The sequence below is a fragment of the Streptococcus sp. oral taxon 071 str. 73H25AP genome (assembly GCF_000146755.1).
GTDB classification, from domain to species: Bacteria; Bacillota; Bacilli; order Lactobacillales; family Streptococcaceae; genus Streptococcus; species Streptococcus oralis_T.
In genome coordinates, this window is the sequence record NZ_GL397254.1 from 1,560,604 (window position 1) to 1,586,751 (window position 26,148).

40 protein-coding genes and 1 pseudogene are annotated in these 26,148 nt (G+C 42.0%); all 41 read right to left on the reverse strand.

Annotated elements, in window-relative coordinates:
- A pseudogene (locus HMPREF9189_RS0102245) lies at positions 1–122 on the reverse strand (L17 family ribosomal protein); the annotation flags it as partial.
- An 11-nt stretch (positions 123–133) separates the two neighbouring features.
- Positions 134–1,069, reverse strand: a complete 936-nt coding sequence (locus tag HMPREF9189_RS09760; protein ID WP_000568992.1) for a DNA-directed RNA polymerase subunit alpha — start codon at positions 1,067–1,069, stop codon at positions 134–136.
- A gap of 42 nt (positions 1,070–1,111) precedes the next feature.
- Positions 1,112–1,495 (reverse strand): 30S ribosomal protein S11, encoded by a 384-nt coding sequence (rpsK, locus tag HMPREF9189_RS09765; RefSeq protein ID WP_001118385.1) that lies wholly within the window; start codon positions 1,493–1,495, stop codon positions 1,112–1,114.
- 17 nt (positions 1,496–1,512) lie between these two features.
- Positions 1,513–1,878, reverse strand: a complete 366-nt coding sequence (rpsM, locus tag HMPREF9189_RS09770; RefSeq protein ID WP_000090781.1) for a 30S ribosomal protein S13 — start codon at positions 1,876–1,878, stop codon at positions 1,513–1,515.
- Between the two features lie 17 nt (positions 1,879–1,895).
- A complete protein-coding gene (gene rpmJ, locus HMPREF9189_RS09775; protein ID WP_001808836.1) occupies positions 1,896–2,012 on the reverse strand; it encodes a 50S ribosomal protein L36 in 117 nt (38 codons plus the stop codon).
- Positions 2,013–2,036: 24 nt separating this feature from the next.
- Entirely contained in the window at positions 2,037–2,255 is a 219-nt protein-coding gene (infA, locus tag HMPREF9189_RS09780) for a translation initiation factor IF-1 (RefSeq protein ID WP_001029883.1), read from the reverse strand.
- Between the two features lie 116 nt (positions 2,256–2,371).
- Positions 2,372–3,010, reverse strand: coding sequence for an adenylate kinase (locus HMPREF9189_RS09785; protein WP_001050434.1), 639 nt, complete (start codon positions 3,008–3,010; stop codon positions 2,372–2,374).
- A 145-nt stretch (positions 3,011–3,155) separates the two neighbouring features.
- Entirely contained in the window at positions 3,156–4,466 is a 1,311-nt protein-coding gene (gene secY, locus HMPREF9189_RS09790; protein WP_000465388.1) for a preprotein translocase subunit SecY, read from the reverse strand.
- Between the two features lie 12 nt (positions 4,467–4,478).
- A complete protein-coding gene (gene rplO / locus HMPREF9189_RS09795) occupies positions 4,479–4,919 on the reverse strand; it encodes a 50S ribosomal protein L15 (protein WP_000766091.1) in 441 nt (146 codons plus the stop codon).
- A gap of 143 nt (positions 4,920–5,062) precedes the next feature.
- Positions 5,063–5,245 (reverse strand): 50S ribosomal protein L30, encoded by a 183-nt coding sequence (gene rpmD / locus HMPREF9189_RS09800; RefSeq protein ID WP_000057241.1) that lies wholly within the window; start codon positions 5,243–5,245, stop codon positions 5,063–5,065.
- Positions 5,246–5,258: 13 nt separating this feature from the next.
- Positions 5,259–5,753, reverse strand: a complete 495-nt coding sequence (gene rpsE / locus HMPREF9189_RS09805; protein WP_000874204.1) for a 30S ribosomal protein S5 — start codon at positions 5,751–5,753, stop codon at positions 5,259–5,261.
- A gap of 17 nt (positions 5,754–5,770) precedes the next feature.
- The gene (rplR, locus tag HMPREF9189_RS09810) at positions 5,771–6,127 is read right to left on the reverse strand and encodes a 50S ribosomal protein L18 (protein WP_000624044.1); all 357 of its coding nucleotides are present in this window, start codon (positions 6,125–6,127) and stop codon (positions 5,771–5,773) included.
- Positions 6,128–6,210: 83 nt separating this feature from the next.
- Positions 6,211–6,747 (reverse strand): 50S ribosomal protein L6, encoded by a 537-nt coding sequence (gene rplF, locus HMPREF9189_RS09815; protein WP_000086642.1) that lies wholly within the window; start codon positions 6,745–6,747, stop codon positions 6,211–6,213.
- Positions 6,748–6,936: 189 nt separating this feature from the next.
- Positions 6,937–7,335, reverse strand: a complete 399-nt coding sequence (gene rpsH, locus HMPREF9189_RS09820) for a 30S ribosomal protein S8 (RefSeq protein ID WP_000245504.1) — start codon at positions 7,333–7,335, stop codon at positions 6,937–6,939.
- A 213-nt stretch (positions 7,336–7,548) separates the two neighbouring features.
- The gene (locus tag HMPREF9189_RS09825) at positions 7,549–7,734 is read right to left on the reverse strand and encodes a type Z 30S ribosomal protein S14 (protein ID WP_001085697.1); all 186 of its coding nucleotides are present in this window, start codon (positions 7,732–7,734) and stop codon (positions 7,549–7,551) included.
- A gap of 17 nt (positions 7,735–7,751) precedes the next feature.
- Complete coding sequence (rplE, locus tag HMPREF9189_RS09830; protein WP_000013542.1) at positions 7,752–8,294, reverse strand: 50S ribosomal protein L5; 543 nt, start codon at positions 8,292–8,294, stop codon at positions 7,752–7,754.
- A gap of 23 nt (positions 8,295–8,317) precedes the next feature.
- Entirely contained in the window at positions 8,318–8,623 is a 306-nt protein-coding gene (gene rplX, locus HMPREF9189_RS09835; protein WP_000497691.1) for a 50S ribosomal protein L24, read from the reverse strand.
- Between the two features lie 77 nt (positions 8,624–8,700).
- Positions 8,701–9,069: a 50S ribosomal protein L14 gene (gene rplN, locus HMPREF9189_RS09840; protein WP_000616547.1), complete on the reverse strand. Its 369-nt coding sequence runs from the start codon at positions 9,067–9,069 to the stop codon at positions 8,701–8,703.
- 25 nt (positions 9,070–9,094) lie between these two features.
- Entirely contained in the window at positions 9,095–9,355 is a 261-nt protein-coding gene (gene rpsQ, locus HMPREF9189_RS09845; RefSeq protein ID WP_000440801.1) for a 30S ribosomal protein S17, read from the reverse strand.
- A gap of 24 nt (positions 9,356–9,379) precedes the next feature.
- Positions 9,380–9,586, reverse strand: a complete 207-nt coding sequence (gene rpmC, locus HMPREF9189_RS09850; RefSeq protein ID WP_000772918.1) for a 50S ribosomal protein L29 — start codon at positions 9,584–9,586, stop codon at positions 9,380–9,382.
- Positions 9,587–9,595: 9 nt separating this feature from the next.
- Complete coding sequence (gene rplP / locus HMPREF9189_RS09855; protein ID WP_000960947.1) at positions 9,596–10,009, reverse strand: 50S ribosomal protein L16; 414 nt, start codon at positions 10,007–10,009, stop codon at positions 9,596–9,598.
- A 3-nt stretch (positions 10,010–10,012) separates the two neighbouring features.
- Positions 10,013–10,666 carry a 30S ribosomal protein S3 gene (gene rpsC, locus HMPREF9189_RS09860; protein ID WP_000529936.1) on the reverse strand — a complete coding sequence of 218 codons (654 nt, stop codon included), beginning with the start codon at positions 10,664–10,666 and terminating at the stop codon, positions 10,013–10,015.
- A gap of 12 nt (positions 10,667–10,678) precedes the next feature.
- Positions 10,679–11,023: a 50S ribosomal protein L22 gene (gene rplV, locus HMPREF9189_RS09865; protein WP_000818137.1), complete on the reverse strand. Its 345-nt coding sequence runs from the start codon at positions 11,021–11,023 to the stop codon at positions 10,679–10,681.
- Between the two features lie 11 nt (positions 11,024–11,034).
- Complete coding sequence (gene rpsS, locus HMPREF9189_RS09870; protein WP_000533766.1) at positions 11,035–11,316, reverse strand: 30S ribosomal protein S19; 282 nt, start codon at positions 11,314–11,316, stop codon at positions 11,035–11,037.
- Positions 11,317–11,419: 103 nt separating this feature from the next.
- Positions 11,420–12,253 (reverse strand): 50S ribosomal protein L2, encoded by an 834-nt coding sequence (rplB, locus tag HMPREF9189_RS09875; protein WP_000512905.1) that lies wholly within the window; start codon positions 12,251–12,253, stop codon positions 11,420–11,422.
- 17 nt (positions 12,254–12,270) lie between these two features.
- Positions 12,271–12,567, reverse strand: a complete 297-nt coding sequence (locus HMPREF9189_RS09880) for a 50S ribosomal protein L23 (protein WP_001055347.1) — start codon at positions 12,565–12,567, stop codon at positions 12,271–12,273.
- On the reverse strand, positions 12,567–13,190 hold the full coding sequence (gene rplD, locus HMPREF9189_RS09885) for a 50S ribosomal protein L4 (RefSeq protein ID WP_000024550.1): 624 nt from the start codon (positions 13,188–13,190) through the stop codon (positions 12,567–12,569). The genes HMPREF9189_RS09880 and rplD overlap by 1 nt, the downstream gene beginning before the upstream one ends.
- A gap of 24 nt (positions 13,191–13,214) precedes the next feature.
- Positions 13,215–13,841: a 50S ribosomal protein L3 gene (rplC, locus tag HMPREF9189_RS09890; protein ID WP_000160197.1), complete on the reverse strand. Its 627-nt coding sequence runs from the start codon at positions 13,839–13,841 to the stop codon at positions 13,215–13,217.
- Between the two features lie 82 nt (positions 13,842–13,923).
- Positions 13,924–14,232, reverse strand: a complete 309-nt coding sequence (gene rpsJ / locus HMPREF9189_RS09895; protein WP_001284513.1) for a 30S ribosomal protein S10 — start codon at positions 14,230–14,232, stop codon at positions 13,924–13,926.
- A 264-nt stretch (positions 14,233–14,496) separates the two neighbouring features.
- Entirely contained in the window at positions 14,497–15,123 is a 627-nt protein-coding gene (locus HMPREF9189_RS09900) for a uridine kinase (RefSeq protein ID WP_000725978.1), read from the reverse strand.
- Positions 15,120–15,716 (reverse strand): anaerobic ribonucleoside-triphosphate reductase activating protein, encoded by a 597-nt coding sequence (gene nrdG / locus HMPREF9189_RS09905; RefSeq protein WP_000220159.1) that lies wholly within the window; start codon positions 15,714–15,716, stop codon positions 15,120–15,122. The genes HMPREF9189_RS09900 and nrdG overlap by 4 nt, the downstream gene beginning before the upstream one ends.
- Before the next feature lie 4 nt (positions 15,717–15,720).
- Positions 15,721–16,221: a GNAT family N-acetyltransferase gene (locus tag HMPREF9189_RS09910; protein WP_000423391.1), complete on the reverse strand. Its 501-nt coding sequence runs from the start codon at positions 16,219–16,221 to the stop codon at positions 15,721–15,723.
- A gap of 37 nt (positions 16,222–16,258) precedes the next feature.
- On the reverse strand, positions 16,259–16,399 hold the full coding sequence (locus tag HMPREF9189_RS09915) for a hypothetical protein (RefSeq protein WP_000521622.1): 141 nt from the start codon (positions 16,397–16,399) through the stop codon (positions 16,259–16,261).
- An 11-nt stretch (positions 16,400–16,410) separates the two neighbouring features.
- Positions 16,411–18,618 carry an anaerobic ribonucleoside-triphosphate reductase gene (nrdD, locus tag HMPREF9189_RS09920; protein WP_000636176.1) on the reverse strand — a complete coding sequence of 736 codons (2,208 nt, stop codon included), beginning with the start codon at positions 18,616–18,618 and terminating at the stop codon, positions 16,411–16,413.
- A gap of 118 nt (positions 18,619–18,736) precedes the next feature.
- Positions 18,737–20,254: a hypothetical protein gene (locus HMPREF9189_RS09925; RefSeq protein ID WP_001103723.1), complete on the reverse strand. Its 1,518-nt coding sequence runs from the start codon at positions 20,252–20,254 to the stop codon at positions 18,737–18,739.
- Between the two features lie 35 nt (positions 20,255–20,289).
- Positions 20,290–20,433: a hypothetical protein gene (locus HMPREF9189_RS12450; RefSeq protein ID WP_000933184.1), complete on the reverse strand. Its 144-nt coding sequence runs from the start codon at positions 20,431–20,433 to the stop codon at positions 20,290–20,292.
- Between the two features lie 73 nt (positions 20,434–20,506).
- Entirely contained in the window at positions 20,507–22,039 is a 1,533-nt protein-coding gene (gene cls, locus HMPREF9189_RS09930) for a cardiolipin synthase (protein ID WP_000213230.1), read from the reverse strand.
- 135 nt (positions 22,040–22,174) lie between these two features.
- Positions 22,175–23,119: a 3-oxoacyl-[acyl-carrier-protein] synthase III C-terminal domain-containing protein gene (locus HMPREF9189_RS09935; RefSeq protein WP_000141190.1), complete on the reverse strand. Its 945-nt coding sequence runs from the start codon at positions 23,117–23,119 to the stop codon at positions 22,175–22,177.
- A 15-nt stretch (positions 23,120–23,134) separates the two neighbouring features.
- Complete coding sequence (locus tag HMPREF9189_RS09940) at positions 23,135–24,397, reverse strand: F390 synthetase-related protein (protein ID WP_000724361.1); 1,263 nt, start codon at positions 24,395–24,397, stop codon at positions 23,135–23,137.
- Positions 24,375–25,190, reverse strand: coding sequence for an MBL fold metallo-hydrolase (locus HMPREF9189_RS09945; protein WP_000034625.1), 816 nt, complete (start codon positions 25,188–25,190; stop codon positions 24,375–24,377). Before HMPREF9189_RS09945 ends, HMPREF9189_RS09940 begins: the two co-directional genes overlap by 23 nt.
- A complete protein-coding gene (locus HMPREF9189_RS09950) occupies positions 25,165–26,145 on the reverse strand; it encodes an NAD(P)-dependent oxidoreductase (protein ID WP_000757311.1) in 981 nt (326 codons plus the stop codon). Before HMPREF9189_RS09950 ends, HMPREF9189_RS09945 begins: the two co-directional genes overlap by 26 nt.
- Positions 26,146–26,148 lie beyond the last annotated feature (3 nt).

A 26,148-nucleotide genomic window follows, 5' to 3' on the forward strand; every position in this document is an offset into this window, starting at 1 on the left:
CGGATTTCTTTAGCACGAGCTTCAGTTGTCACGATTGATTCGTTGATCAAAAGGTCAGTTGTCAAATCGCGAAGCATTGCTTTACGTTGTGAGCTAGTGCGTCCTAGTTTACGGTAAGCCATGTATTCCTCCTTTATTTATCTTTTAATCCAAGACCCAAGTCAATGAGTTTGAATTTCACTTCTTCCAAACTCTTGCGTCCAAGATTTCGTACTTTCATCATCTCTGCTTCAGATTTTTCTGTCAAATCATGCACAGTATTGATACCGGCACGTTTCAAACAGTTGTATGAACGCACAGACAAGTCCAGTTCCTCAATCGTCCGATCCAAAATACGATCGTCAGATTCAGTATCAGCTTCTTTCATCACTTCAGTTGACTTAGCAATCTCAGTAAGATTTGTAAACAAATCAAGATGTTCTGTCAAGATACGTGCTGAAAGCCCTAAAGCATCTTCTGGAATAATTGTTCCATTAGTCAAGATTTCAAGGGTTAATTTGTCAAATCCATCATTGCTACCTACACGAGCAGGTTCAACTTGATAGTTGACTTTTGTAACTGGTGTATAAATAGAATCTACAGCAAGTGTTCCAACTGGTGCATTATCTTTTTTGTTTTCATCAGCAGGTACATATCCACGACCACTGTTAACAGTCATTGTCGCTTTTAGGGAAGAACCTTCACCGATTGTAAAGAGATAATGATCTGGATTTACAATCTCAATATCACTGTCAGTCAAAATATCTCCAGCTGTAATTTCAGCAGGACCTTCAACGTCAAGTTCAATGATTTTTTCGTCTTCAACGTATGATTTCACTGCAATCCCTTTAATGTTCAGAATGATTTGCATCACGTCTTCACGAACACCTGGAACTGTGTCGAACTCATGCAAGACACCTTCAATATTGATAGATGTCACTGCTGCTCCTGGTAGAGAAGCTAGTAGTACACGACGAAGAGAGTTACCAAGAGTTGTCCCGTAGCCACGTTCAAGTGGTTCGATTACAAACTTGCCATAATCTTTATTTTCATCAATTTTTGTTATATTTGGTTTTTCAAACTCAATCATTTAGTTACTCCCTCTTAAACGAAAAGCAGTGTAATGCGATGATTATACACGGCGACGTTTTGGAGGACGAGCACCATTGTGTGGCACTGGAGTCACATCACGAATTGCTGTTACTTCAAGACCAGCGGCAGCAAGCGCACGAATAGCTGACTCACGACCAGAACCTGGACCTTTTACAGTAACTTCAACTGATTTAAGACCGTGTTCTTGTGCAGATTTAGCAGCAGCTTCTGAAGCCATTTGAGCAGCGAATGGTGTAGATTTACGAGAACCTTTGAAACCAAGAGCACCAGCTGATGACCAAGCAATTGCATTACCATGCACATCAGTAATCATAACAATAGTGTTATTAAATGTAGCGTGAATATGAGCAATACCAGATTCGATATTCTTTTTCACACGACGTTTACGTGTTGGTTTAGCCAAGACTTTTACCTCCTATATTATTTTTTCTTACCAGCAATCGCAACAGCTTTACCTTTACGAGTGCGAGCGTTGTTTTTAGTGTTTTGTCCACGGACAGGAAGTCCACGACGGTGACGAATACCACGGTAAGAACCGATTTCCATCAAACGTTTGATGTTCAAGTTTACTTCACGACGAAGGTCACCTTCAACTTTGATTGCATCCACTTCACGACGGATAGCATCTTCTTGATCTGATGTAAGGTCACGTACACGAACATCTTCTGAGATTCCAGCAGCAGCCAAAATTTTCTTAGATGTTGCAAGTCCGATACCATAAACGTAAGTCAATGAGATTACTACGCGTTTGTCATTTGGAATGTCAACTCCAGCAATACGAGCCATGTTTTCTCCTTTCTATCTTATCCTTGACGTTGTTTGTGTTTTGGATTTGCTGGGCAAATTACCATAACACGACCATTACGACGAATTACTTTACAGTATTCGCAAATTGGTTTGACCGATGGTCTTACTTTCATTTCTTATCCCTCCAAGTTTTTCGATTATTTAAAGCGGTAAGTGATACGTCCACGTGTCAAGTCATATGGACTCATCTCGACAGTAACACGATCTCCCGCTAAAATACGAATATAGTTTTTACGAATTTTACCAGAAACTGTTGCTAAAATCTGATGTCCATTTTCAAGTTCAACCGTAAACATTGCGTTAGGCATTGTATCGACTACTTTGCCTTCAACTTCAATCACATCGTCTTTTGCCACGCAAAAGCACCTCCATAAATTTCGATTTGATGCCTCTAAACATAGAGACAACAATTATAAGTCAGACTATCTCAGTATAACATTTGTAGCGATTTTTTGCAAGTGTGAAAAACGCTTTATTTCAAATTTGTCAATACTTTTTTGATGTCTTTGAACACATCATTGATATCTTGATTTCCTTCGATATCGTGGACCAAACCTTTGGCACGGTAGTGAGCAATGATTGGTTCACCTTGTGCAATATTCACATCCAAACGACGCTTAACTGTCTCAGGTTTGTCATCTTCGCGTTGGTAGTAATCTTCTTCTTTGTAGTCAACTGGTGGGTTGAAAACTTTGTGGAAGGTTTCACCTGTTTCGCGGTGGATGATGCGGCCACTCAAACGTTCCAAGAGACAGTCTGGGTTCACTTCGATGTTGATTACACCTTCCAGCTCGATACCAAGTTCAGCCAATGTTTTGTCCAAGGCATGCGCTTGTTCAATCGTACGTGGGTAACCATCCAACAAGAAACCTGTTTCCTTGATGTCGTCCTGAGAAAGGCGTTCTTTAACAATTCCATTTGTAACTTCATCTGGAACCAACTCACCTTTATCAATGTACGACTTGGCAAGTACACCCATTTCAGTTTGATTAGCCATAGCAGCACGGAACATATCTCCAGTTGAAATGTGTGCCACGTGGAATTGCTCCACAATTTTAGCTGCTTGCGTTCCCTTACCTGCTCCAGGTAAGCCCATAATCAAAAGATTCATGATAGGATCTCCTTATTTTGTATTTAAATAGAAGCAGAAATTTGTTTCAACCCCTATTTAAAAACAAAATAGAAGAGGGGAGACGAAAATCTCTCTAATCGATAGACCTTCATACTCCACTCTCTAAGCAAAAGTAATCTTGCTTTTATTCTGTTTTGTCCATGAAACCAACATACTTACGTTTCAATAGGTAACCTTCTAATTGTTTGATTCCTTCGATACCTGTCGAGATAATGATCAAAAGACTAGTTCCCCCAAAAGCAACTGCTTCTGAAAGTCCAAAGACATCTTTTGCCACAATCGGCAAAATTGAAATCACACCAAGGAAGAGTGATCCGACTGTCGCAAGACGACGAAGAAGCTTCGACATGAATTCTTCAGTACCCTTACCAGGACGGACCCCATGAATGTAGGCCCCACTCTTTTGCAAGTTTTCTGCTGCTTTCTCTGGATTGATCTGTACAAATGTATAGAAGAATGTAAAGAGAATGATTAGCAAGGCATACATAGCAACACCTGTTGGAGATGTTGTAGATAACATTTCCTGTGCTGTACGTACCCAAGCCCAATCGTGACCTGTAGCACTCAAAAATTGAAGAATGGCTGCAGGTGCTGCTGTAATGGAGCTTGCAAAGATAACTGGGATAACCCCCGCTGGGTTCACCTTCAATGGAAGGTATGAACTAGATGGGGCACCTTGAGCAACTTTTGTATATTGGATTGGAATTTTATATTCTGCCTGTTGAACATAGGTTGTAAAGTAAACAATCAACAAGACAGCGATAATCAAAATAACGACAAAGATAATAGATGAAGTCAAACGGCTACTTGGAATATTGACGAAGTAGTCAACATAGATGCCTTTAATCATCTCAGGGATTGAAGCGACAATACCTGCAAAGATGATCATAGACACACCATTTCCGTATCCTTTATCCGTAATTTGTTCTCCAAGCCAAGTTACAATCATACTACCTGCTGTGAGGATAATACCAATGGTAACAAAAACCTGTGGAGTTAAAGCTGTCGTTAATAATTTCGCTCCAGATAGGGTATTAAACCCTGCTGTAATCCCGATAGATTGAACGAATGCAAGCACAAGTGCAATATATCGAGTAGCTTGGTTTAGTTTTCTCCGTCCTACTTCTCCTTGTTTGCCCCATTCTACAAACTTCGGTAAAATATCCATTTGTAGCAATTGAACAACGATGGAAGCAGTGATATACGGACTTACTCCGAGTGCGAAAACGGAGAAGTTCTTCATGGCATTCCCTGAAACAAGACTAAGCATGTTCAAGAAAGATAATCCGCTGAGAGCTTCCAAACTTTTCGCATTCACACCTGGAACAGTAATACTTGTCCCAATACGGAAAACAAGAATGATAAAAATCGTAAAGAGAATTTTTGATCGAACTTGTTTAACCTTGAGCGCTTCTTTTAATAATTTAAAAAACATGGGTCACCTCTCTTAGATGACTTCTACAGAACCACCTTTAGCAGTGATAGCTTCCTCAGCTGATTTAGAGAATTTAGCTGCTTTAACAGTCAATTTCTTAGTCAATTCACCGTTACCAAGAATTTTAACGCCTGATTTTTCAGCTTTCACAATTCCTGATTCGATAAGCACAACTGGAGTCACTTCAGCACCGTCTTCAAAGACGTTCAATTGGTCAAGGTTTACAATTGCGTATTCTTTAGCGTTGATGTTAGTGAATCCACGTTTTGGAAGACGACGGAACAATGGAGTTTGTCCACCTTCAAAACCAAGGCGAACTCCGCCACCGCTACGAGCTTTTTGACCTTTTTGACCGCGACCAGATGTTTTACCGTTACCTGATGAAGTACCACGACCAACACGGTTACGTACTTTACGAGAACCTTCTGCAGGTTTCAATTCATGAAGTTTCATTTTTATTTTCTCCTCTTTTGTAAAATGCTAGCGCCGATAAGGGAGAAAAGGTTGTCTCCCTTATCAACTCGCCTATACGATGTCATCATAGATGACTATATCCAGTTTTAGGGGATGGTATACTGCACATCCCCTAAGAATCATTAGTTTACTTCTTCAACTGTTACCAAGTGAGATACTGCAGTGATCATACCACGGATAGCAGCGTTGTCTTCTTTGATAACAGAGCTGTTCAATTTGCCAAGTCCAAGTGCTACAACAGTTTTACGTTGTGATGGAATGCGTCCGATTGGAGACTTAGTCAAAGTAATTTTAATTTGAGCCATTTTATCCCCTTTCTTATGCCAAATCAGAAACTGAAATACCACGAAGGGCAGCAACTTCTTCAGCGCGTTTCAATTGTTTCAAACCTTCAACAGTTGCGCGAACAATGTTGATTGGAGTGTTAGAACCAAGTGATTTAGATGTAATATCTGCCACACCTGCTAATTCCACAACGGCACGAACCGCACCACCAGCGGCAACTCCAGAACCTTCTACAGCAGGTTTCAACAATACTTTAGCTCCACCGAATTCTGAAAGAACTTCGTGTGGGATTGTTGTTCCAACCATAGGAACTTCAATCAAGTTTTTCTTAGCATCTTCTACTGCTTTGCGGATTGCTTCTGGAACTTCTTGAGCTTTACCAGTACCAAATCCTACACGACCGTTGTGGTCACCGACAACAACAAGAGCTGCGAAACGAAGACGACGTCCACCTTTAACAACTTTTGTAACACGGTTGACAGCAACTACGCGTTCTTCTAATTCAACTGCATTGTCTTTAAATGCCATTTTCTAGTGTCCTCCTATTAGAATTTCAATCCGTTTTCACGAGCTGCATCAGCCAAAGCTTTCACACGTCCGTGATATAGATATCCACCGCGGTCGAACACCACTTCTGAAATACCTTTAGCGTTTGCACGTTCTGCAACGAGTTTACCGACAGCAACGGCTTGTTCAGTTTTAGTTCCTTTTGAAACTTCTTTGTCAAGAGTTGAAGCACTTGCGAGCGTTACACCCGCTACGTCATCAATCACTTGAGCGTAGATGCCTGTATTAGAACGGAATACGTTCAAACGTGGGCGATCAGCAGTTCCAGAGAGTTTTCCGCGAACGCGACGGTGGCGTTTTTGACGGAGTTTGTTTTTATCTGGTTTAGAAATCACAGTTTTCACCTCTTTAGTTTTAAATCGCGTGCTATGCACAAAATTGGAAAATAGGTTGATGGTTGAAAATCAACCACTCAACATTATTTACCTGTTTTACCTTCTTTAAGACGAACGTACTCTCCAACGTAACGAATACCTTTACCTTTGTAAGGTTCTGGTGAACGAAGGCTACGTACGTAAGCAGCTGTTTGACCAACTACTTCTTTTGAAATTCCGCTAACAACGATTGTTGTTGGGTTTGGAAGTTCAAAAGTAATCCCTTCTGGAGCTTCAACTTCATCTGGATGAGATTTACCAACAGCCAAAACAAGTTTTGATCCTTGAAGTTGTGCACGGTAACCAACCCCACGCATTTCAAGTTCTTTCTTGAATCCTTCTGATACACCAATTACCATGTTATTCAAAAGGGCACGAGTAGTTCCGTGGATAGTTTTCATTTCTTTTGAATCGTTTGGACGGTGAAGAGTTACTTCAGTACCTTCCACTCGAATTTCAATATCTTTTGAGAACTTACGAGTAAGTTCTCCTTTAGGTCCTTTTACAGTTACTACGTTGTCATTGTTAGTGACTTCAACACCAGCAGGCAACACGATAACTTTATTACCAATACGTGACATGTTTATTTTCTCCTGTTAAATTGTCAGGCCTTGACGGCCAGTTTTCACGGGGTTAAATCGATTTCTCGATTTAAAGGAACATTTAGGTTTCAATTTCAAAGTGAATCTAGGCATCGTCTCGCAGGCATAACTTTTTGGGTTAGGCAAGAGACGATAACGAAGAGTCACAAAGAAATTGGGAGCTAAATATTACCAAACGTAAGCGATAACTTCCCCACCAACGTTCTTTTGACGAGCTTCTTTATCAGTAAGCAAACCTTCAGAAGTTGAAAGGATAGCAATTCCAAGTCCGTTAAGAACTTTTGGAAGATCTTCACGTTTTTTGTAGACACGAAGTCCTGGTTTAGAAACACGTTTCAAGTTAGTGATAACTTTTTCACCGTTTGGTCCGTATTTAAGGAATACACGGATGATGCCTTGTTTGTCATCTTCGATGATTTCAACGTTTTTTACAAAACCTTCGCGTTTAAGGATTTCAGCAATCCCTTTTTTGATGTTTGATGCAGGTACTTCAAGTACTTCGTGTTTCGCTTGGTTAGCGTTACGAATACGAGTTAGGAAGTCTGCGATTGGGTCAGTCATAACCATTTTGTTTTTCTCCTCTTACTAGTAGTTTGCAAGTTGCACTTGCTAGTTAATGATTGAGCTAGGCTCAGATAGTATTGATACATTCAAATGAGAGAACTCTTATTTGAACACGAGCTACAACCTGTGCAAAAAAGATAAATTTATTTTGGAGCATCGCTCCTTCACCAAATTTCCTATTTTTGCTGTGGTTGTTACGCTCTTTATATCATGATATTACCAAGATGCTTTTGTTACACCAGGAATTTGTCCTTTGTAAGCTAATTCACGGAAGCAAACACGGCAAAGTTTAAATTTGCGGTAAACTGAATGTGGACGACCACATTTTTCACAACGAGTATAAGCTTGAGTAGAGAACTTCGCTGGACGTTTGTTCTTAGCAATCATTGATTTTTTAGCCATTAGATTTACCTCCTATATTATTTTGCAAAAGGCATTCCAAGGCCTGTAAGCAATGCACGTGACTCTTCGTCAGTATTAGCAGTTGTTACGATAACGATGTCAAGACCACGAGTTTTGTCAACGTCATCAAAGTTGATTTCTGGGAAGATCAATTGTTCTTTCACACCAAGAGTGTAGTTTCCGCGTCCATCAAATGATTTTGTTGGAACACCATGGAAGTCACGCACACGTGGAAGTGAAACTGAAACCAATTTATCCAAGAATTCGTACATACGTTCACCACGAAGGGTAACTTTTGCACCGATCGCTACACCTTCACGAAGACGGAAGCCGGCGATTGATTTTTTAGCTTTAGTGATAAGTGGTTTTTGACCTGAGATAAGTGCCAATTCTTCAGCAGCTTTTTCAAGGCTTTTAGCGTTTGATACAGCTTCACCAACACCCATGTTCAAAACGATCTTATCTACTTTAGGTACAGCCATCACTGATGAGTAGTTAAATTGTTCTGTCAAAGCAGGAACTACTTCATTAAGATATTTTTCTTTTAAACGATTTGCCATTATACTTCTCCTTTCCTTCGTGATTAATCAAGCACTTCGCCTGATTTTTTGTTGTAGCGAACTTTTTTACCGTCTACAAATTTGTAACCAACACGACCAGCTACACCGTTTTTGTCCAAAACTTGAACGTTTGATACGTGGATAGCTGCTTCTTTCTCGATGATACCACCTTGAGGAAGCTCGTTAGTTGGACGTTGGTGTTTCTTAACGATGTTAACACCTTCAACGATAACTTTGTTTACTTTTGGAAGGGCAGTAAGGACAACAGCTTCTGTTCCCTTATCTTTACCAGCGATTACGCGAACTTTGTCGCCTTTTTTTACAAACATTAGGTTTCTCCTTGATTTTTCTTACGCCCACAAGGGCACCCTAGCTTGAAGCTAGGGGACTAGTTTGTTTCTAAAAATTAAAGTACTTCTGGAGCAAGTGACACGATCTTCATGAAGCCACCTTCACGCAATTCACGTGCAACTGGGCCAAAGATACGTGTTCCGCGAGGAGTTTTATCATCACGGATGATAACAGCTGCATTTTCGTCAAACTTGATGTATGAACCATCAGCGCGACGAGCACCTGATTTAGTGCGAACGATAACAGCTTTTACAACGTCACCTTTTTTAACCGCACCACCAGGAGTAGCTTGTTTTACAGATGCCACAATGACATCACCGATGTTCGCAAATTTACGTTTAGAACCACCAAGAACTTTGATAGTCAAGATTTCGCGTGCACCGCTGTTGTCTGCGACTTTCAAACGAGTTTCTGTTTGAATCATTTCAGTTTTCTCCTTTCAGGCTTGATTAGATGATAACCGCTTCTTCAACAACTTCTACAAGACGGAAACGTTTTGTAGCTGAAAGCGGGCGAGTTTCCATGATACGTACGATATCGCCTTCTTTGGCAACATTGTTTTCATCATGTGCTTTGTATTTCTTAGAGTAGTTAATACGTTTACCATAGACTGGGTGGTTACGTTTTGTTTCAACTACAACTGTGATTGTCTTGTCCATTTTGTCAGATACAACACGTCCAACAAGAACTTTACGATTATTGCGTTCCATTGAAATTTCTCCTTCCCTAGTCTATTATTTCGCTTCAGATTGAACTGTTTTGATACGAGCGATTTGTTTTTTAACTTCTTTCAAGCGAGCTGTTTGTTCCAATTGACCAGTAGCAGCTTGGAAACGAAGTTCAAACAATTCTTTTTTCAATTCGTTTTCGCGCTTCGCGAGTTCTTCTTGAGAAAGACCACGAAGTTCTTTAACAAATTCTTTTACTTCATTAAGTTTCATGCCTTCTCCTTATTCTGCTTCACGTTTTACGAATTTAGTTTTAACTGGCAATTTGTGGCTAGCAAGACGAAGCGCTTCACGTGCAATCTCTTCAGATACACCAGCGATTTCGAACATCACTTTACCGCGTTTAACTGGTGCAACCCAACCTTCAGGTGCCCCTTTACCAGATCCCATACGCACACCGATAGCTTTAGCAGTGTATGATTTGTGTGGGAAGATTTTAATCCAAACTTTACCACCACGTTTCATGTAACGAGTCATGGCGATACGAGCAGCTTCGATTTGGCGGTTAGTAATCCAGTGGCTAGTTGTAGCTTGAAGACCGTATTCACCGAATGCTACTTCTTTTCCACCTTTTGCTTCACCGCGCATTTTTCCACGGAATTCACGACGGTGTTTAACACGTTTAGGTACTAACATTGGTTATTTACCTCCTTTAGTGTTTTTACGAGCTGGAAGAACTTCACCACGGTAGATCCATACTTTAACACCAAGTTTACCGTATGTAGTATCTGCTTCTTCCCAAGCGTAATCGATATCTGCACGAAGTGTGTGGAGTGGAACAGTTCCTTCTGAGTATCCTTCAGCACGGGCAATATCTGCACCGTTCAAACGACCTGATACTTGAGTTTTGATTCCTTTAGCTCCGGCACGCATTGCGCGTTGGATTGCTTGTTTTTGTGCACGACGGAAAGCAACACGTTGCTCCAATTGACGAGCAATGCCTTCACCTACAAGGTGAGCATCCAAATCAGGTTGTTTGATTTCGATGATGTTGATGTGTACTTGTTTTCCAGTCAATTTGTTAAGTTTTGCACGGAGTGCATCAACGTTAGCGCCACCTTTACCGATAACCATACCTGGTTTAGCAGTGTGAAGTGAAACGTTAACTTTGTTCACTGCGCGTTCGATTTCGATAGTTGAAACTGCTGCGTCAGCAAGTTCTTTTTGAACGAATTTACGGATTGCAAGATCTTCATGAAGGTAATCCGCGTATTCTTTTTCAGCATACCATTTGGCATCCCAATCACGGATGATGCCGACACGCATACCAATTGGATGTACTTTTTGACCCACGATGTTACCTCCTTATTTTTCTGCAACAGCTACAGTGATGTGAGCTGTACGTTTGTTGATTGGTGAAGCTGAACCTTTCGCACGTGGACGGAAACGTTTCATAGTTGGTCCTTCGTTTGCGAATGCTTCAGATACTACCAAGTTAGCTTTATCCAAACCAAAGTTGTTTTCAGCGTTAGCTACAGCTGAATTCAAAACTTTCAAGATGATTTCAGCAGCTTTGTTTGGAGTGAATGTCAAGATTGCAATAGCGTCGGCTACGCTTTTACCACGAATATTGTCAAGAACAAGACGTGATTTACGAGGTGAAACACGTACTGTACGAGCCATTGCTTTAGCTGAAGTAATTTCTGCCATTTATGTTCTCCTTATTTTCTACGTGTTTTCTTGTCGTCTGCAGCGTGACCTTTGTAAGTACGTGTTGGTGCAAATTCACCAAGTTTGTGACCTACCATGTCTTCTTGGATGTAAACAGGTACGTGTTTACGTCCGTCATAAACTGCAATAGTGTAACCAATGAAACTTGGGAAGATCGTTGAACGACGTGACCAAGTTTTGATAACTTTTTTCTTTTCGTCGTTAGCTTGAGCTTCAACTTTTTTCATCAAATGCTCATCGACGAAAGGTCCTTTTTTAAGACTGCGTCCCATTTTTATGTTTTCTCCTTTAAATATTGTACCACAGCGGCTTGCGCTCACATGGAGCGCTACCGAGCTGGCGGATTTCCTAGTTGCTTAAGCGACTAGTTTACTATTATTTCTCGTTGCGACGACGAACGATAAGTTTGTCAGATTTCGCTTTCTTGTTACGAGTTTTAAGACCAAGAGCAGGTTTGCCCCATGGAGTAGATGGCGCTTTACGACCAACTGGTGCTTTACCTTCACCACCACCGTGTGGGTGATCGTTAGGGTTCATTACAGAACCACGAACTGTTGGGCGGATACCTTTCCAACGGCTACGTCCTGCTTTACCAAGGTTTACAAGTCCATGTTGTTCGTTTCCGACAACACCAACTGTAGCACGACAAGTTCCAAGAATCATACGAACTTCGCCAGATTGAAGACGAACAAGAACGTATTTACCTTCTTGACCCAATACTTGAGCAGAAGCTCCAGCTGCACGGACCAATTCTCCACCACGACCTGGTTTCAACTCGATGTTGTGGATCAAAGTACCAACTGGGATGTTAGCAAGTGGAAGAGCGTTTCCGACTTTGATATCTGCTTCCGGGCCTGAAACGATACGTTGACCAACTTCAAGACCTTTTGGAGCGATGATGTATGCTTTCACACCGTCTGTATAGTGTACAAGAGCGATGTTTGCAGAACGGTTTGGATCGTACTCGATTGTTTTAACAACTGCTTCAACGTTGTCCTTGTTGCGTTTGAAGTCAACTAAACGGTAGAAGCGTTTGTGCCCACCACCTTGGTGACGAACAGTGATACGACCGTTGTTGTTACGACCAGCCTTGTTCTTCAAAGCAACAAGCAATGATTTTTCAGGAGTGCTTGTTGTGATTTCAGCGAAATCCAAAGAAGTCATATTACGGCGACCGTTTGTTGTTGGTTTATAAACACGAATTCCCACGATATTTCCTCCTTAGATTATTCAGCTTCAGCAGCAAACAACTCGATTGCTTTTGAATCAGCTGTAAGAGTGATGATAGCTTTTTTAGTTTTGTTAGTAAAACCAGTGTAACGTCCAACACGTTTAGCTTTAGGTTTTACGTTGATTGTGTTGACATTTGCAACTTTAACACCTTCAAAAGCAGCTTCAACAGCTTGCTTAATCAAAAGTTTGTGTGCACGAGTGTCAACTTCAAATACATACTTTCCTGCTTCAAGTTGAGCCATTGAGCTTTCAGTGATAACAGGTTTTTTGATAACATCATACAAATTCATTATGCAAGAACCTCCTCGATTTTAGAGATAGCTGCTTGAGTAACAAGAAGTTTGTCACTATTTGCGATGTCAAGAACACTTGCAGTTGTAGCAGTCGCAACTTTCACGTTTGGAAGGTTACGAGCTGAAAGAGCTGCGAATTCGTTTCCTTCTTCAAGAATAACAAGGACTTTAGAATCGATGCTCAAAGCTGCAAGAACTTTTGCAAATTCAGCAGTTTTTGGAGCTGTAAATTCAAGAGAATCAACGGCTACAAATTTGTTTTCAGCAACTTTTTCTGAGTAAACAGATTTAAGCGCAAGGCGACGAACTTTTTGAGGAAGTTTGTACGCATAGCTACGTGGAGTTGGTCCGAAGACAGTTCCACCACCACGCCATTGTGGAGAGCGGATAGAACCTTGACGAGCACGTCCAGTTCCTTTTTGACGCCATGGTTTGCGTCCGCCACCTGAAACAGCTGAGCGATTTTTAACTGCGTGAGTTCCTTGACGAAGGCTAGCACGTTGGCTGATGATCACATCAAACACAACAGATTGGTTTGGTTCAATACCAAAGATTGCATCGTTAAGAACAACTTCGCCAGCTTGTTTACCAGTTTGGTCGAATAATGTTACATTTGCCATTTTGACTGTATTCCCCTTTCCTTATTATTTACCAGCTTTAACTGCTGACTTGATAGTGATAAGAGATTTCTTAGCACCTGGTACGTTACCTTTGATAAGGATAACGTTCTTTTCTGGAACAACTTGTACAACTTCAAGGTTTTGAATTGTCACGCGGTCGCCACCCATACGTCCTGCAAGGTTTTTACCTTTGAACACGCGGTTAGGTGCAACAGGTCCCATAGAACCTGGACGACGGTGGTAACGAGAACCGTGAGCCATTGGTCCACGTGATTGTCCGTGGCGTTTGATAACACCTTGGAAACCTTTACCTTTAGAAGTACCAGTTACGTCAACAACGTCTCCAGCTGCGAATGTTTCAACTGTGATTTCAGCACCAACTTCCAAGCCTTCAACGTTTTTGAATTCACGAATGAAGCGCTTAGGAGCCGTGTTAGCTTTCGCTACATGTCCTTTAGCAGGTTTGTTGCTCAATACTTCGCGTTTGTCATCAAAACCAACTTGAATAGCGTTGTAACCATCTGTTTCTACAGTTTTAACTTGAAGAACAACGTTTGGAGTTGCTTCAATAACTGTTACAGGGATCAATTCGCCAGCTTCAGTGAAGATTTGAGTCATTCCCACTTTTTTCCCTAAGATTCCTTTTGTCATGAGAAAATAGTTCCTTTTCTATATTTTTTATTCAAAAAGTTTTTAACGAGCGTTTTTCATGCTCAAGGTATCATGCTTTAGATTAAAGCTTGATTTCTACGTTTACACCACTTGGAAGATCCAATTTCATCAAGGCATCAACTGTTTTTTGAGTTGGGTTAACGATATCGATCAAACGTTTGTGTGTACGCATTTCAAATTGTTCGCGAGAGTCTTTGTATTTGTGAGTCGCACGAATAATTGTGTAGAGGCTACGCTCAGTTGGAAGTGGGATTGGCCCCGCAACTTGTGCACCTGTACGAGTAGCTGATTCTACGATTTTTGCAGCCGCTGTGTCAAGCGTACGGTGTTCGTAAGCTTTCAAACGGATACGGATTTTTTTGTTTGCCATCTTTTTCTCCTTTTCGTCTATTTAAGATAATAGGCTAGCTCCACAAGAAAACCGACGCGCGTTGCGTGGCAATGCAACCGAGCGTGTCGCAACCTCTTGCATCAAAGCTAAGGCTGTATTTTACAGCACCATAATAGAATAACACAAAGCCCCTGCGATTGCAAGGGATTTGTTAGGTTTTTTCGTTTTTTTGGGATGAAACTGTTTTCTATTTTTATCTTTCCGAGATTACGGATTTACGTCTATAAAAATCAATCTTTTCTTCTATACAATACGAGTCATTTTGACCTTGAATGTATCTTCTGATTGATCTACTAAAATGTCCGCTTTAGACTCGGTTTCTCTATAGTATCGCAGATACTGCTCCCGTCTCATCTGATGGCTAGCCAATACAAAAGATGCATCGCGATTTCTCATAGTCGTATCTCGAGCTAAGCGCCTCTTTAATTCGGTCTCCTCATCCGTGTAGAAACAGATAGTTTTGTCAAAGAGTTCCTTGGGTAGAAAACCCACAGACATCCCTTCGACAATCAGAATCGGTTTGGCTCCAGACAAGACCTCGCTAGCCTTCCACGGTTCATCGATTGTTAAGACATCCATACCTGCCTGCAAGGCGAGAATATCTCTCTGTAAACTTGCCAGTTCATGCGCCACTGGCAGACAAGCTGTTACCTTTTGATCAGGTGCTTGCTTTGGTATTACCAGGTGACGTTCTGAAGTGATATAGGGATCTGTTTCTAGTAAATTTACTGTAGTAGAATCTAGGGCCTGATATAATTCCTGAGCGAAGGTTGACTTGCCTGAAGCTCCATGACCGTAAATCCCCAGCGTCCTAACCCTTCCCGTTTCAATCTCTGAAACCAGTTGTTCTATCAGGTCTTTTTTCTTCATTCTCTCTTCACCTGTTCATAGCTTTCTTTTCCGTCATTAAGCTTGTCCCAAATCACCACTTGCCCACTTTTGAGAGATTTTTGCACATCGATAATCCGTTGATTAGAGGAACCTCGAAACTGGAGCATGAGATTGCGCTTGCTTTTATCATACCGTCCATCGACAAGGATATCAATCAGCGATAAGAGTTCCAGTTTATCTGGAGTCTCCAGCATCATTTCTTCCCACGTGTAGCCCGTCCAGGACCAGATGTCTTTGTCTGGCAATTCCTTTCGAATGCGTTTAACGAGAGGCAAGAGAATTCCTGTATTAAGAAAAGGTTCTCCTCCTAACAGGGTCAAGCCTTGAACATAGGGCTGGGCAAGGTCTTCCATAATCTGTTCTTCTAACTCTGCTGTATAAGGAATGCCTGCATTGAAAGACCAAGTCGCAACATTATAGCACCCTTCGCAGTGAAACATGCAACCTGATACATAGAGAGAGTTTCGCACACCTTCTCCATCGACAAAGTTAAAGGCCTTGTAATCAATAATCCGCCCTTTACTGAGTTCTTCACTTTTCCATTCACCTGGTTTTGGTGTATTCCATGTCATCCTTCTACTCCAAATCTATCCAATAGCGCTGACTTCTATCGATTGTATTTTCGTAAACACCGCCAGCGGAGAGAATCGTGCGGCGGCTGGCTTCGTTGTCTTCATCGCAGGTAATCAGCACTCGTTCCAATCCTTGCTTTCGAGCCTCCGCTAGTCCTAATCTCAACTGCTCCTTCCCATATCCTTTGCCTCGTTGACTGGGACGGATAGAATAGCCAATATGACCGCCTTCCACAAATAATTTGTCATTCAAGGACAATCGCAGATTCAAAAATCCTAGAGCACGACCTACATCATCAAACAATACGAACTGAATTGATGGAACGCGATTTTCAGGCAAGTTTATTCCCATTTCTTTATCCTGATTACTATCCAGCCATTCCTCATAAGAAAAATTTTCTGTATCCCAGAAACCACCGTCGTGAGGCGACTGTGCTTGTTCAAACTCTGCCATCATCTCTAAAACTGTTTCTTTGTCCGCCAATATCGGTCTGCGTAGTTCCATCCTTACCTCCCACTATGAGAAAAGCGAGAGCGGACTCTCACTTTTTCTTGTTCTTGTTTAAAAACTGTTCTCTGAGGTCGTGCAAGCGTTCTTTTTTGCCTGTTCCACCTTTAGAGTGTTTCTCGTGATAACGAGTCACTTGAGCACGTCCCTTATCGTCTAATTGGTATTTCCCCATTGCGTTTCCTTCTAATTTGTTACTTCATGTCCTGCCGTTTTAATGGTTGAGCCATTCATGTGTTTGACCCGCGCAGCGATTTCCTTGTGGCGTCCGTTAACCATTGGACGCGCTTGAGGGTTGCCTAGATAGCCACAAGTTCGTTTGACTACATCTACTGTTTTAGGGTCGCTATTCCCACAGTTGGGACAAGCAAAGCCCCTCTCTGTCGGTTCAAAATCCCCTTCAAAGTCACACTTATAACAATGGTCAATCGGAGTATTGGTCCCTAGATAACCGACACGGTCATAGGCATAGTCCCAAACAGCTTCCAGGGCCTTAGGATTTTGTTGAAGAACTGGATACTCACAATAGTGGATAAAACCACCTGACGCACCTGCTTCTGGATAAACTTTCTCAAAGTCTAATTTTTCAAACGGTGTTGGATTTTTCCGGACATCGTAGTGGAAAGAGTTGGTGTAGTATTCCTTATCCGTGATGTCAGGAATAGAACCAAACTTTTCTGTATCCAAGCGACAGAAGCGATCTGTTAGACTTTCAGACGGTGTTGAGTAGATAGAGAAATGATAGCCATATTGGTCAGACCACTCTTCCACCCGACGTTTCATATCGCGAATGATGTCAAGCGTGAATTCCTTGGCTTCTGGATTATGTTCCCAGCTATTGCCAAAGAAGACCGTCGCTACCTCGTACAAACCAATGTAGCCCAGCGAAACTGTCGCACGACGATTCTTAAAGAGCTGATCAACGCTCTCGTCTTTTCCAAGACGGTGTCCGAAGGCCCCGTACTGATAGAGAATAGGGGCGTTTGCTGGTGTTGCTTCCTTGGTCCGTTCAACACGGTAAACTAGAGCATCCTCCGCAATGTTCATCCGCTCGTTGAAGATTTCCCAGAACTTATTCATGTCGCCCTCAGACTCAAGGGCAATGCGAGGAAGGTTGACCGTCACAACACCTAGATTCATCCGACCAGAATTGACTTCTACGCCATTCTCATCCTTCCATCCTTGGAGGAAAGAACGGCAGCCCATAGGAACCTTGAAAGAACCAGTCAACTCGATAATCTTATCATAGGATAAGACATCCGGGTACATCCGCTTGGTCGCACACTCGAGGGCCAACTGTTTGATGTCATAGTTTGGAGCCCCTTCTTCCAAGTTAAGGCCTCTTTTAAGCGTAAAGATGAGTTTAGGGAAGATGGCTGTGCGGTGTTCTGAGCCAAGACCCTTGATACGAATGGTCAAGATAGCTTTTTGAATTTCCCGTTCAAAACGATTGGTTCCCAGACCAAAACCTAGCGAAGTAAAAGGTGTCTGTCCATTTGAAGTGAAGAGAGTGTTGATTTCATACTCAAGAGATTGCATGGCATCATAGATGTCTTTTTGGGTTTTCTGCCAAGCATAATCATCCCGTTTTTCAGGCAAGACCCATTCTTCTGCATCTTTGAGGTGCTTTTGGTAATTCTTCTCTGCATAAGGCGCCAAGACTTCATCAATACGGTCAGCTGAACAGCCCCCGTACTGGCTAGAAGCAACGTTGGCGATGATTTGTGAAATCTGAGCTGTCGCAGTCTGGATAGACTTGGGACTCTCTACCTCTGCATTACCAATTTTAAAGCCATTTTCCAACATGCCTTTAAAATCAATCAAACAGCAGTTGGTCATAGGTGTATAGGGGCTGTAGTCCAAGTCATGATAGTGGATATCCCCTTTTTGGTGAGCATTGGCTACATGCTTAGGAAGCATTTGCAATCCGATTGATTTCCCTACAATCCCTGCTGTCAAATCACGTTGAGTGTTGAAGACATCGCTGTCTTTATTGGCATTTTCATTGACAACTGCTTGATCTTTATTGAGAAGTTTATGAATGCTAAAGTTGATATCTGTCGCTTTTGAGCGCTCAAAATCCCTCTGTGTCCGATAAGTGATATACTCTTCAGCCAAGGCATATTCTTTGGCTTCGAGAAGTTCATGTTCTACGATATTCTGAATCTCATAAATCTTCACACCTTTAGGGAAACGACTGTGAATTTCGGTAACGATTCTTTCAACTAGACCATTTAGGCGTTTTTCTACTAGAGGCGTAACGTCCATAACCTTTTCCGCCGCCTTGTGGAGAGCCTTGTCAATCTTGTCTACATCAAATACTACACGTCTACCATCTCGTTTTTCAACGAACAAGGTGGGAACGGTTGCAAGCTTTTCTTCTAATACAATCATATCCATGCTCTTTTCTAAAATGTTGTTCTATGAAGTATTATACCACTCTAAAAATAAAAATCAATATCTTGTGTTAAAAATCCTAAAATTTTTAAAATTCCACAAGATATTGATTTTGTTATTTGAATTTATAAAGCTTCAACTCGCTAGTATCTGTCTGAACAAGCTCATAGTTTTCACTGAGCCAGCTCTCTACATCTGACCACAAGGCAACTTTTTGATTGACCATAATCATCTTCGGTTCATTCTCTTTCAGGTCATTCATCAGTTTGGTTTTATTTTCGTCACTTGCAGTATAAAGTGTTGGCGTCACTAGAGAGGTCGGTGCCAAGCGTTCGCTTGTACGATAGAAATCTGGACGATCATCCCATGCATAGACACGATCTTCAGAACTCGTTTGTTGTTTGACTACGCTAGCAAGTCGCTCTCTCTCCTGATAAGTCACCGGGTGCGAAAGGTAGCGACTCGCGATAGGGAGAACAATGAGGTAGACAAGGGCAATCAGTGGTAGATAGAAATTTCCTTTGAGGAAAGTGGCTTTATTCTCACGTCTTCTTCTACGACGACTGCCTCCATCAGAAACATTTTCTTTAATCCCTGTCAGAAGGAGTAGGGTCAAGAAAGGAAGGAGAGCAACGAGATGAGTACCGTTGACAGGTTCTTTTGAGAAAATCAAGAGCCCCAAAGAAAGCAATAAGCCCAAACTAGCAGCAATTGATAGGGAATACTGCTTAGCTGGTTTTGACTGGAACAAACCAGAAAAGAGTAAAGTAAGGGAACCTAGCCCAATGGCAAGTAAGCCGTAGAAGGCTGTATTTTCAAGCAAATGCGCATTTGAAAAGAGGCTAAGAGTATTTACCGGATACAAGGTCTGGCTAATGGCATCCCCAAAACTACCTGTTAATACTGTATAGTAGCCCAAAGGATAGAATAAGAGTGAGAACCCTAAGGCTGACGCAAAAAATTGATATAAACCATGAACAAAGCGACCTTTGCCTAAGTTAAAGCCGATAATTCCCAAGGCTAGTGTAGCTGCAAATAAGGCTGTTGGGATTGGCGCAAGGAAGAAAGCAAGTGCAAGGCTCATACCAACACGTAAAAATCCTTTGTCATCCTTTGGAAAAGCTAGATAATTTGTAACGATACTCAATGAATAAAATAGGAAAGGCAAGGCTAGCAAGAGAGCATAGCCACCACCAAAAGCGAGACCTGCTACCAACAGATTAAACACAAACACAAGCTGCTTGGCTTCTTCTACACGGCCTGTAAGAGTATCCGCAGATTTAAAAAGAAAAACGCCTGCTCCAAACAAGGCCAACCACTCAACCAAAGCAATCAGAATACTGCCTTGTGAAAGATAGGCAAGCAGGTAATAGAGCAATCCCTCCGTCCCAAAATAATCGGTATACATTTGACCATTTTGATGCAAGGCCCAACCAGTATAAAGATCCTGAGTTTGTTGCGGGCTTACTAAACCAAAAATAAGGGGGATAACCACAGAAATAGCTGTAGCCACTAAACTCCAAAGCAAGATACTAAAAAAGGGAATCGGAGCTCCTTCTCGCTTTTCTGGAACGGACCAGTCTTGGTAATGAGATTTTTCTTGTTTCTCATCTATTTTCCCGTATACATTCATTCAATTTCTCCTCTAAGTTTATCTGTTTTAGTATATCAAAATCTTACAGGAATGTCAGCTTGGGATTGATATTTGCTGAATTTCTTATCCAATAGCGCAAAGCGTTCGATTTCACGAAAACGGTGGAATCGACTATTTCTATACTCTCTGATAAAATCATCATCTTCTAGATTAAGCATGGTTTTCTCCTTTACTTATCTATTCGTAAGAAGACAAAAAAGATCCAGCCTTGGGCTAGATCCTGATGGATAGTTAGAGCATAGGCGCAAACAACTGGACAATTTCCTTGATCAGGCTTTGATACCAGCTTGTTTTGATGGTGTGGGGATAAATTTCTTGAGAAACTTTAAAAATCTCTTCGAAATCCCTTTCAATATCGATGATGGACTGCGTCCTATAAAGCAAGACGGCATTTTCATAGTGGTGAAGCAAACTCCGATAGTCAAAATTGATGGTTCCCACAGTAGCTGCCTCTCCATCGACAAGCATTTGCTTGCTATGAAGGAATCCCGGGCTATACTCATAAATTCGAACCCCCGCAGATAGCAAGTCTGGATAGGCTCCTCGAGTAACTAACTGAATAACCTTCTTATCTGGGATACAAGGCGTCACAATTCGCACATCTACCCCTCTCAGAGCCGCATTTTTGATACTTTCAGTTAGATCATAGTCAGCAATCAGATAGGGAGTCGTGATATAAACATAGTCTGTGGATTGATTGATAAGGTTTTGATAGACCGTTTTTCCAACCTGGGCTCGGTAGATGGGTTTTGGTCCACTACTATAGGGAATACAGAGCCCCATCCCATCTTTGGGTTGATTTTCGAGATGGTATTGGTCAAAGTCGCTAATTTCCCCACGGTTGATATACCAGGTTGACAAAAAGAGTCTAGTAAAAGCCTTAACCGCCGATCCATCCAGGCGAATACCGCTATCCTTCCAGTAACCAAAGCGTTCGATATGGTTGATATACTCATCGGCCAGATTGGCACCACCTGTATAGGCAATTTGACCATCGATAATCATGATTTTACGGTGATCACGGTTGTTATAAGCAACAGTCAAGCGTGGAATCACCTTGTTAAATTTATGGGCTTCAATCCCTCGACCACGAAGCTGGATGGTATAATCTCCAGGCAAGGTTGCCATACAACCAATATCATCATAGAGGAGCTTCACCTCTACTCCTTGAGCTGCCTTTTCTTCCAAAATCTCTAAAATACTATTCCACATCAAACCTTCTTCGATGATATAGTATTCGAGAAAGATAAATTTCTCCGCTTTCTTGAGATCCTCTAGCATCTGACCCCACATGCTTTCCCCTGAAGGGAAAAAATGGGTATCCGTTCGATTATAGACATCTGCATTTGTGTCCATGCTGAGGAGAGATTTGATAACCCCGTAAGCTGACTTGTCTTGTTCCTTTAACTCCAAACGAAGAGCTCTGCTATTGTCCTCTCGATCAACCATTGATTGGAGCTGCTTTAGTTGCTTCAATTCTTTTTTAGATAAACGGCGTTCTCCAAACATGATATAGAGCAAGGGACCAAATACTGGCACAAAGGCTACTAACAGCCATGTTACCTTACTCTCAGGATTCATAGACCGATTGACAATTGATACAATAGTCGCTAAACTCACTAAAATGACTAGGATAATCCAAACAATCGGTGCCATCTGCCCTAGATAGAGAAATAAACCAAAGACGATAAACAACTCTGCCAACATGATGGTAATGCTAAAACCATATTTGGACATGAGTAGCTGCATTTTTCTAGTTGTCATACATCCCCTTCCTTTTCTAACATTCTCCCTCACCGCTTGATAAACTAATATTTCTACTAGTATACCTCAGTTCAGGGGTAGATAGCAACCTTTTACCTTTTCTAAAGTTCCAGCCGTTCCGTATTTAGATAATTGTTACAATTTTAGAGCCAACATATTGACCGTCATACCAGCTGCAGTCCCCATAAGGTAGATGACATCTCCCTCCTTGACCAGCCCATGATCTAAAGAATAAGCCAATCCAAACGGTACAGAGACTGACACCATATTTCCATAGTCAGTGACGAGATTGAGGTACTGATCCTCGGCCACACCTAGTTTTTCCATGACCAGAGGAAGAGCACGACTTGCTTGGTGAGGAATGATATAGTCCACGTCTGCCAAGGCTAGCCGTGTTTTTTCTTGAAACTCTTCAAACATGACTGGGATCTTGCGAGCAGACAAGAGGAGGATTTTCTTCCCCTTCATGTCAAACATATAGTTGGTCTTAGTCGCTTCAGAGTACTCTTTTGGTTGAAAAGAAGTCAGACCTCCACGAATCTCCGTATCGTGAGCTCCTTCCGACCAAGTACGTTGGAGACTAGCAATGACCCCTTTTTCTTGATGACTTTTTTGGAAAATAAAGGCTGCCGCCCCATCACTAAAGAGTTCAAAACTTTCTTTTTGCTTGGGATTGAGCCCTAAACTACCAACCTCACTGGATACAATCAAGACACGACCGTATTCGCCCGCCTCAATCAAGTGGGACATAGTCGATAGAGCAGAAATAAAGCTGGTACAGGTCGTATTGATGTCCATTGCTGGAATTGAGAGTCCTTTTGCCACGCGCTCATGAATCAAGGCAGCCGTACAAGGAATAGGCTGAACACCAACTGCACTAGCTGATACAAGGCAATCGATATCTTTAATATCCAAATTTGCATGTTCAAGTGCATGGTGGATAGCTCCTTCTGCCAAGTCAAGTTGCGTTTCTTCATTTTCAACTACACGATAACGGGTTTGGTCTTTGAATTGGACGGTATGCTTTGGAAGGCAAATGCCATAACCTGCGATTTCTACATGTCTTTTTACTTCCGTCATTGTCTTTTTTTCCTTTCATAAACGTTGGATACGTTTGAGTTTACGGCTAGTATCCCAGTGATAATCTGAAAATTGGATTTGAGGAACGATGAACTCTTTTTGCTGGGCCAAGAGTTGGAACTGTGCTAAAATTGCTGTCTCTACGTCCTCATCTCGTCGGCTTAGACAAACTTCCACTAATTTCTCGGAATGTTGCTTAACTTGGTAATCTCCTACATTCTCCACAAAGAGGATGCAACGCCTGATAAAGTCTGGATAGATCGTTACCTGTCCCCCATCCTGCCCTTCAAAGTAGAAGATATCGTCAGAGCGTCCTTCGACCTTGTCAATCCGTGTATAGTAGGAGCCACAGGGACAAGGCTCCGGATTTTCAACCAAGATATCATTGAGCTGGTAGCGATAAACAGGCTGACTGCTTCGCTTAAAGTCCGTAATCACTGGATAAAAACGGCGATCATCTAGATACTGCTTTTCTACAAAGATAATGTCTTCGTTGAGATGCAGATTGCCAGCTGAGCAAGTGCAGGCTAGGAAACCTTCTGTCGCCTGATAAACTTGGTCAATAATGGATAGAGAAAAGGCCTCTGCGATGCGTTCCCTATCACTATCTTCCAAGATTTCCGCCACCGAAACGATTTTTTGTGGGTGAATAGCTAACTCTCCATCCTTGAGGCGCTTGCTCAATTCAATCAACATCGAGGCTGGCGCCACAATAATCGTTGGTTGGTAGCTATTGAGACGCTCTATATGCTCATCTGTATGTTTGAAAATATCAAAATACTCTAGACGAATGAGCGCTGTATTGATGGTCTGATAGAGTTCATTATCGGCTCTCAGGAAAAAGGCGATGCGATGGCCAAACAGCTGGCCCTTGGGCAACATCTTGGCTAAAATAGCCGCCGCCCACATACTACGCTCTTTCTCGGTCGTGATAAAGAGGCCCCGATGTCCAGATGTCCCTGAAGACAGACCGACTGCTACTTCGCCTTTAAGTTCACTGAAATCACGGGTTTTCTCACCTTCAATAGCTAAGGATAAGGCTTCATCACGATCCACTCCTTGGGTGTTGAGCTCATTGAAATGTTCCATCATAAAAGCCTTATCCATATGGTCAAAGTCGCTAGGCACCCCATTTTTAAAGTAGGGAGACTCTCGCTTTAAAAAGTCCATATAGTTAGCTAATTGCTTTTTCTGATAGTTTTCTACAGCTTCTCGAGATTTGAAATGATGAAGCCAGCGAGTTTGGATAAAGATTTTAAGAAAGGTTATTTTTTTCATATAAGATTGACTCTATCCTTTCTACAGGGTCATGACTAACAAGCACCTCAATTCCGTCTTTCAAGACTTCCTCCAGAAACTCTGCCCCCTTGATATAGGCTTCCTTGTTGTCCTGCACCAAGGAAGGAATCAAGTGCATCTGCTTGGTATAAGGTAAGAGGTCAATTCCCCAACAGAGGTCTGCTGCAATGAGAAGCTCATGATCAGGAATAAAGAGACAGGCTTGCCCCTTGGCATGTCCATCTACTGATGCTACTAGGATACTGCCATCTCCAAAGAGGTCACAAATTGGACCATAGGGAAAGTTTGAATAGCGCTGATTTGCCTTGATAACGGTCAGTCTTTTCTCAAAATCAGCTGGTAAAAACTCTTTAAAGATCAAATCCTTAAGCTTGGGTTTCTGATAAACTTCAAAAACCTCTTGAGTCAGGATAAATTGAGCGTTCGGGAAAAAACTTGCCCCTCCTAAATGGTCTGGATGGAGATGAGACAACATGACATAGGTAATCTCTTCTGGTCTAATTCCTTTTGCCTTCAATAAGTATGAAATCTGATCCTTTTCCGTCATCTGAACAGGAGTTCCTAGACGGTAAAAACCATAGCGTAGCTTCGTCTTAATGTTATAGTGATAACCCGTATCATATAGTAGATAGCCCTTGTCTCTGTGCTTAATCAGAAATACGCCAGCTGGGAAGGTCATCTTTTTATTCTTGACTCCTTTAAATAGCAAACCCGCATAACTAGTACAATATCCGGCAGGGAAATAATCAATACTTTCGATAATCTTGGACATATTGTTCAATCCCTTCCGAAATACTGATTTGAGGGCGATACCCCAAGTCTCGCTCCGCCTTGCTGATGTCCAACGTCTGGCTATAACGGAGCAGATAATAGGTATAGCGTGTCAGAGCCGGTTCACCTTTGAGTTTCAAGACCCTATATAGAAACTCTAAACTACTGGCAATAACTGAAAGAAGAGGAGCTGGCACTTTTCTGTATGTTATTGGATAGCCCAACCCTCTTAAGGTTTCTTCTATCAAATCCTTAAAGGCTCTTGGTTCCCCATTGGTAATATTATAAACTTCGCCACTAGCTTGAGGGGCCTCTAGTGCCAAGCGAATTGCCAGAGCGACATTTTCCACACAGGTCATATCCATGAGCTGACGACCGTCCCCTATCAAGGGAATGCCAATCTTCTGACTGAGTTTGAGAACTCGGGGCAAAATACTGGTATCCCCAATCCCAAAAAGTCCACGAGGTCGTAAGATAATACTCGGAACATCGGGATAATCCTCAAACAGCTTCTCCGAAGCTAGTTTACTACGAATATAGTTGTTAAGCTTGTTTTCCTGCGGAGCTTCGCTTTCTTTGATAGCTAGCTGGTCTCGAGGCGCAGCATAGATGCTAGGTGAGGATACGTAAACCAAGCGTTGGATACCAGTCTCCTGACAAGCCTCTAAAACATACTTGGTCCCTAAGACATTTGTCTGGTAGAAATCCACCCAAGGTCCCCAAACGGTAGAAAGAGCACCCGCATGCACAACCATGTCCATCTCTTGACAAGCCTGAGCTAAGTCCTCATGTTTGGTCAAATCTCCCTGAAAAAATGCCACAGTAGAAGTTTCTAAAGACTGACCAACCTTGCTATTACGTCCAAAGGCTCGTACCTGATAGCCCGACTGACTGAGCTCTTCAACAACATACTTACCTAGAAAGCCCGTAGCACCTGTTACCAATACTTTCTTCATTTT

Coding starts and splice junctions, on each gene's coding strand:
- HMPREF9189_RS09760 (WP_000568992.1), bottom strand. CDS start 1,069: ATGATTGAGTTTGAAAAACCAAATATAACAAAAATTGATGAAAATAAA.
- rpsM (WP_000090781.1), bottom strand. CDS start 1,878: ATGGCTCGTATTGCTGGAGTTGACATTCCAAATGACAAACGCGTAGTA.
- rpmJ (WP_001808836.1), bottom strand. CDS start 2,012: ATGAAAGTAAGACCATCGGTCAAACCAATTTGCGAATACTGTAAAGTA.
- HMPREF9189_RS09785 (WP_001050434.1), bottom strand. CDS start 3,010: ATGAATCTTTTGATTATGGGCTTACCTGGAGCAGGTAAGGGAACGCAA.
- secY (WP_000465388.1), bottom strand. CDS start 4,466: ATGTTTTTTAAATTATTAAAAGAAGCGCTCAAGGTTAAACAAGTTCGA.
- rplO (WP_000766091.1), bottom strand. CDS start 4,919: ATGAAACTTCATGAATTGAAACCTGCAGAAGGTTCTCGTAAAGTACGT.
- rpmD (WP_000057241.1), bottom strand. CDS start 5,245: ATGGCTCAAATTAAAATTACTTTGACTAAGTCTCCAATCGGACGCATT.
- rpsE (WP_000874204.1), bottom strand. CDS start 5,753: ATGGCATTTAAAGACAATGCAGTTGAATTAGAAGAACGCGTAGTTGCT.
- rplF (WP_000086642.1), bottom strand. CDS start 6,747: ATGTCACGTATTGGTAATAAAGTTATCGTGTTGCCTGCTGGTGTTGAA.
- rpsH (WP_000245504.1), bottom strand. CDS start 7,335: ATGGTTATGACTGACCCAATCGCAGACTTCCTAACTCGTATTCGTAAC.
- HMPREF9189_RS09825 (WP_001085697.1), bottom strand. CDS start 7,734: ATGGCTAAAAAATCAATGATTGCTAAGAACAAACGTCCAGCGAAGTTC.
- rplE (WP_000013542.1), bottom strand. CDS start 8,294: ATGGCAAATCGTTTAAAAGAAAAATATCTTAATGAAGTAGTTCCTGCT.
- rplX (WP_000497691.1), bottom strand. CDS start 8,623: ATGTTTGTAAAAAAAGGCGACAAAGTTCGCGTAATCGCTGGTAAAGAT.
- rplN (WP_000616547.1), bottom strand. CDS start 9,069: ATGATTCAAACAGAAACTCGTTTGAAAGTCGCAGACAACAGCGGTGCA.
- rpsQ (WP_000440801.1), bottom strand. CDS start 9,355: ATGGAACGCAATAATCGTAAAGTTCTTGTTGGACGTGTTGTATCTGAC.
- rpmC (WP_000772918.1), bottom strand. CDS start 9,586: ATGAAACTTAATGAAGTAAAAGAATTTGTTAAAGAACTTCGTGGTCTT.
- rplP (WP_000960947.1), bottom strand. CDS start 10,009: ATGTTAGTACCTAAACGTGTTAAACACCGTCGTGAATTCCGTGGAAAA.
- rplV (WP_000818137.1), bottom strand. CDS start 11,023: ATGGCAGAAATTACTTCAGCTAAAGCAATGGCTCGTACAGTACGTGTT.
- rpsS (WP_000533766.1), bottom strand. CDS start 11,316: ATGGGACGCAGTCTTAAAAAAGGACCTTTCGTCGATGAGCATTTGATG.
- HMPREF9189_RS09880 (WP_001055347.1), bottom strand. CDS start 12,567: ATGAATTTGTATGATGTTATCAAAAAACCTGTTATCACTGAAAGCTCA.
- rplD (WP_000024550.1), bottom strand. CDS start 13,190: ATGGCAAATGTAACATTATTCGACCAAACTGGTAAACAAGCTGGCGAA.
- rplC (WP_000160197.1), bottom strand. CDS start 13,841: ATGACAAAAGGAATCTTAGGGAAAAAAGTGGGAATGACTCAAATCTTC.
- rpsJ (WP_001284513.1), bottom strand. CDS start 14,232: ATGGCAAACAAAAAAATCCGTATCCGTTTGAAAGCTTACGAACACCGT.
- HMPREF9189_RS09900 (WP_000725978.1), bottom strand. CDS start 15,123: ATGAAGAAAAAAGACCTGATAGAACAACTGGTTTCAGAGATTGAAACG.
- nrdG (WP_000220159.1), bottom strand. CDS start 15,716: ATGACATGGAATACACCAAAACCAGGTGAATGGAAAAGTGAAGAACTC.
- HMPREF9189_RS09910 (WP_000423391.1), bottom strand. CDS start 16,221: ATGGAACTACGCAGACCGATATTGGCGGACAAAGAAACAGTTTTAGAG.
- HMPREF9189_RS09915 (WP_000521622.1), bottom strand. CDS start 16,399: ATGGGGAAATACCAATTAGACGATAAGGGACGTGCTCAAGTGACTCGT.
- nrdD (WP_000636176.1), bottom strand. CDS start 18,618: ATGATTGTATTAGAAGAAAAGCTTGCAACCGTTCCCACCTTGTTCGTT.
- HMPREF9189_RS09925 (WP_001103723.1), bottom strand. CDS start 20,254: ATGAATGTATACGGGAAAATAGATGAGAAACAAGAAAAATCTCATTAC.
- HMPREF9189_RS12450 (WP_000933184.1), bottom strand. CDS start 20,433: ATGCTTAATCTAGAAGATGATGATTTTATCAGAGAGTATAGAAATAGT.
- cls (WP_000213230.1), bottom strand. CDS start 22,039: ATGACAACTAGAAAAATGCAGCTACTCATGTCCAAATATGGTTTTAGC.
- HMPREF9189_RS09935 (WP_000141190.1), bottom strand. CDS start 23,119: ATGACGGAAGTAAAAAGACATGTAGAAATCGCAGGTTATGGCATTTGC.
- HMPREF9189_RS09940 (WP_000724361.1), bottom strand. CDS start 24,397: ATGAAAAAAATAACCTTTCTTAAAATCTTTATCCAAACTCGCTGGCTT.
- HMPREF9189_RS09945 (WP_000034625.1), bottom strand. CDS start 25,190: ATGTCCAAGATTATCGAAAGTATTGATTATTTCCCTGCCGGATATTGT.
- HMPREF9189_RS09950 (WP_000757311.1), bottom strand. CDS start 26,145: ATGAAGAAAGTATTGGTAACAGGTGCTACGGGCTTTCTAGGTAAGTAT.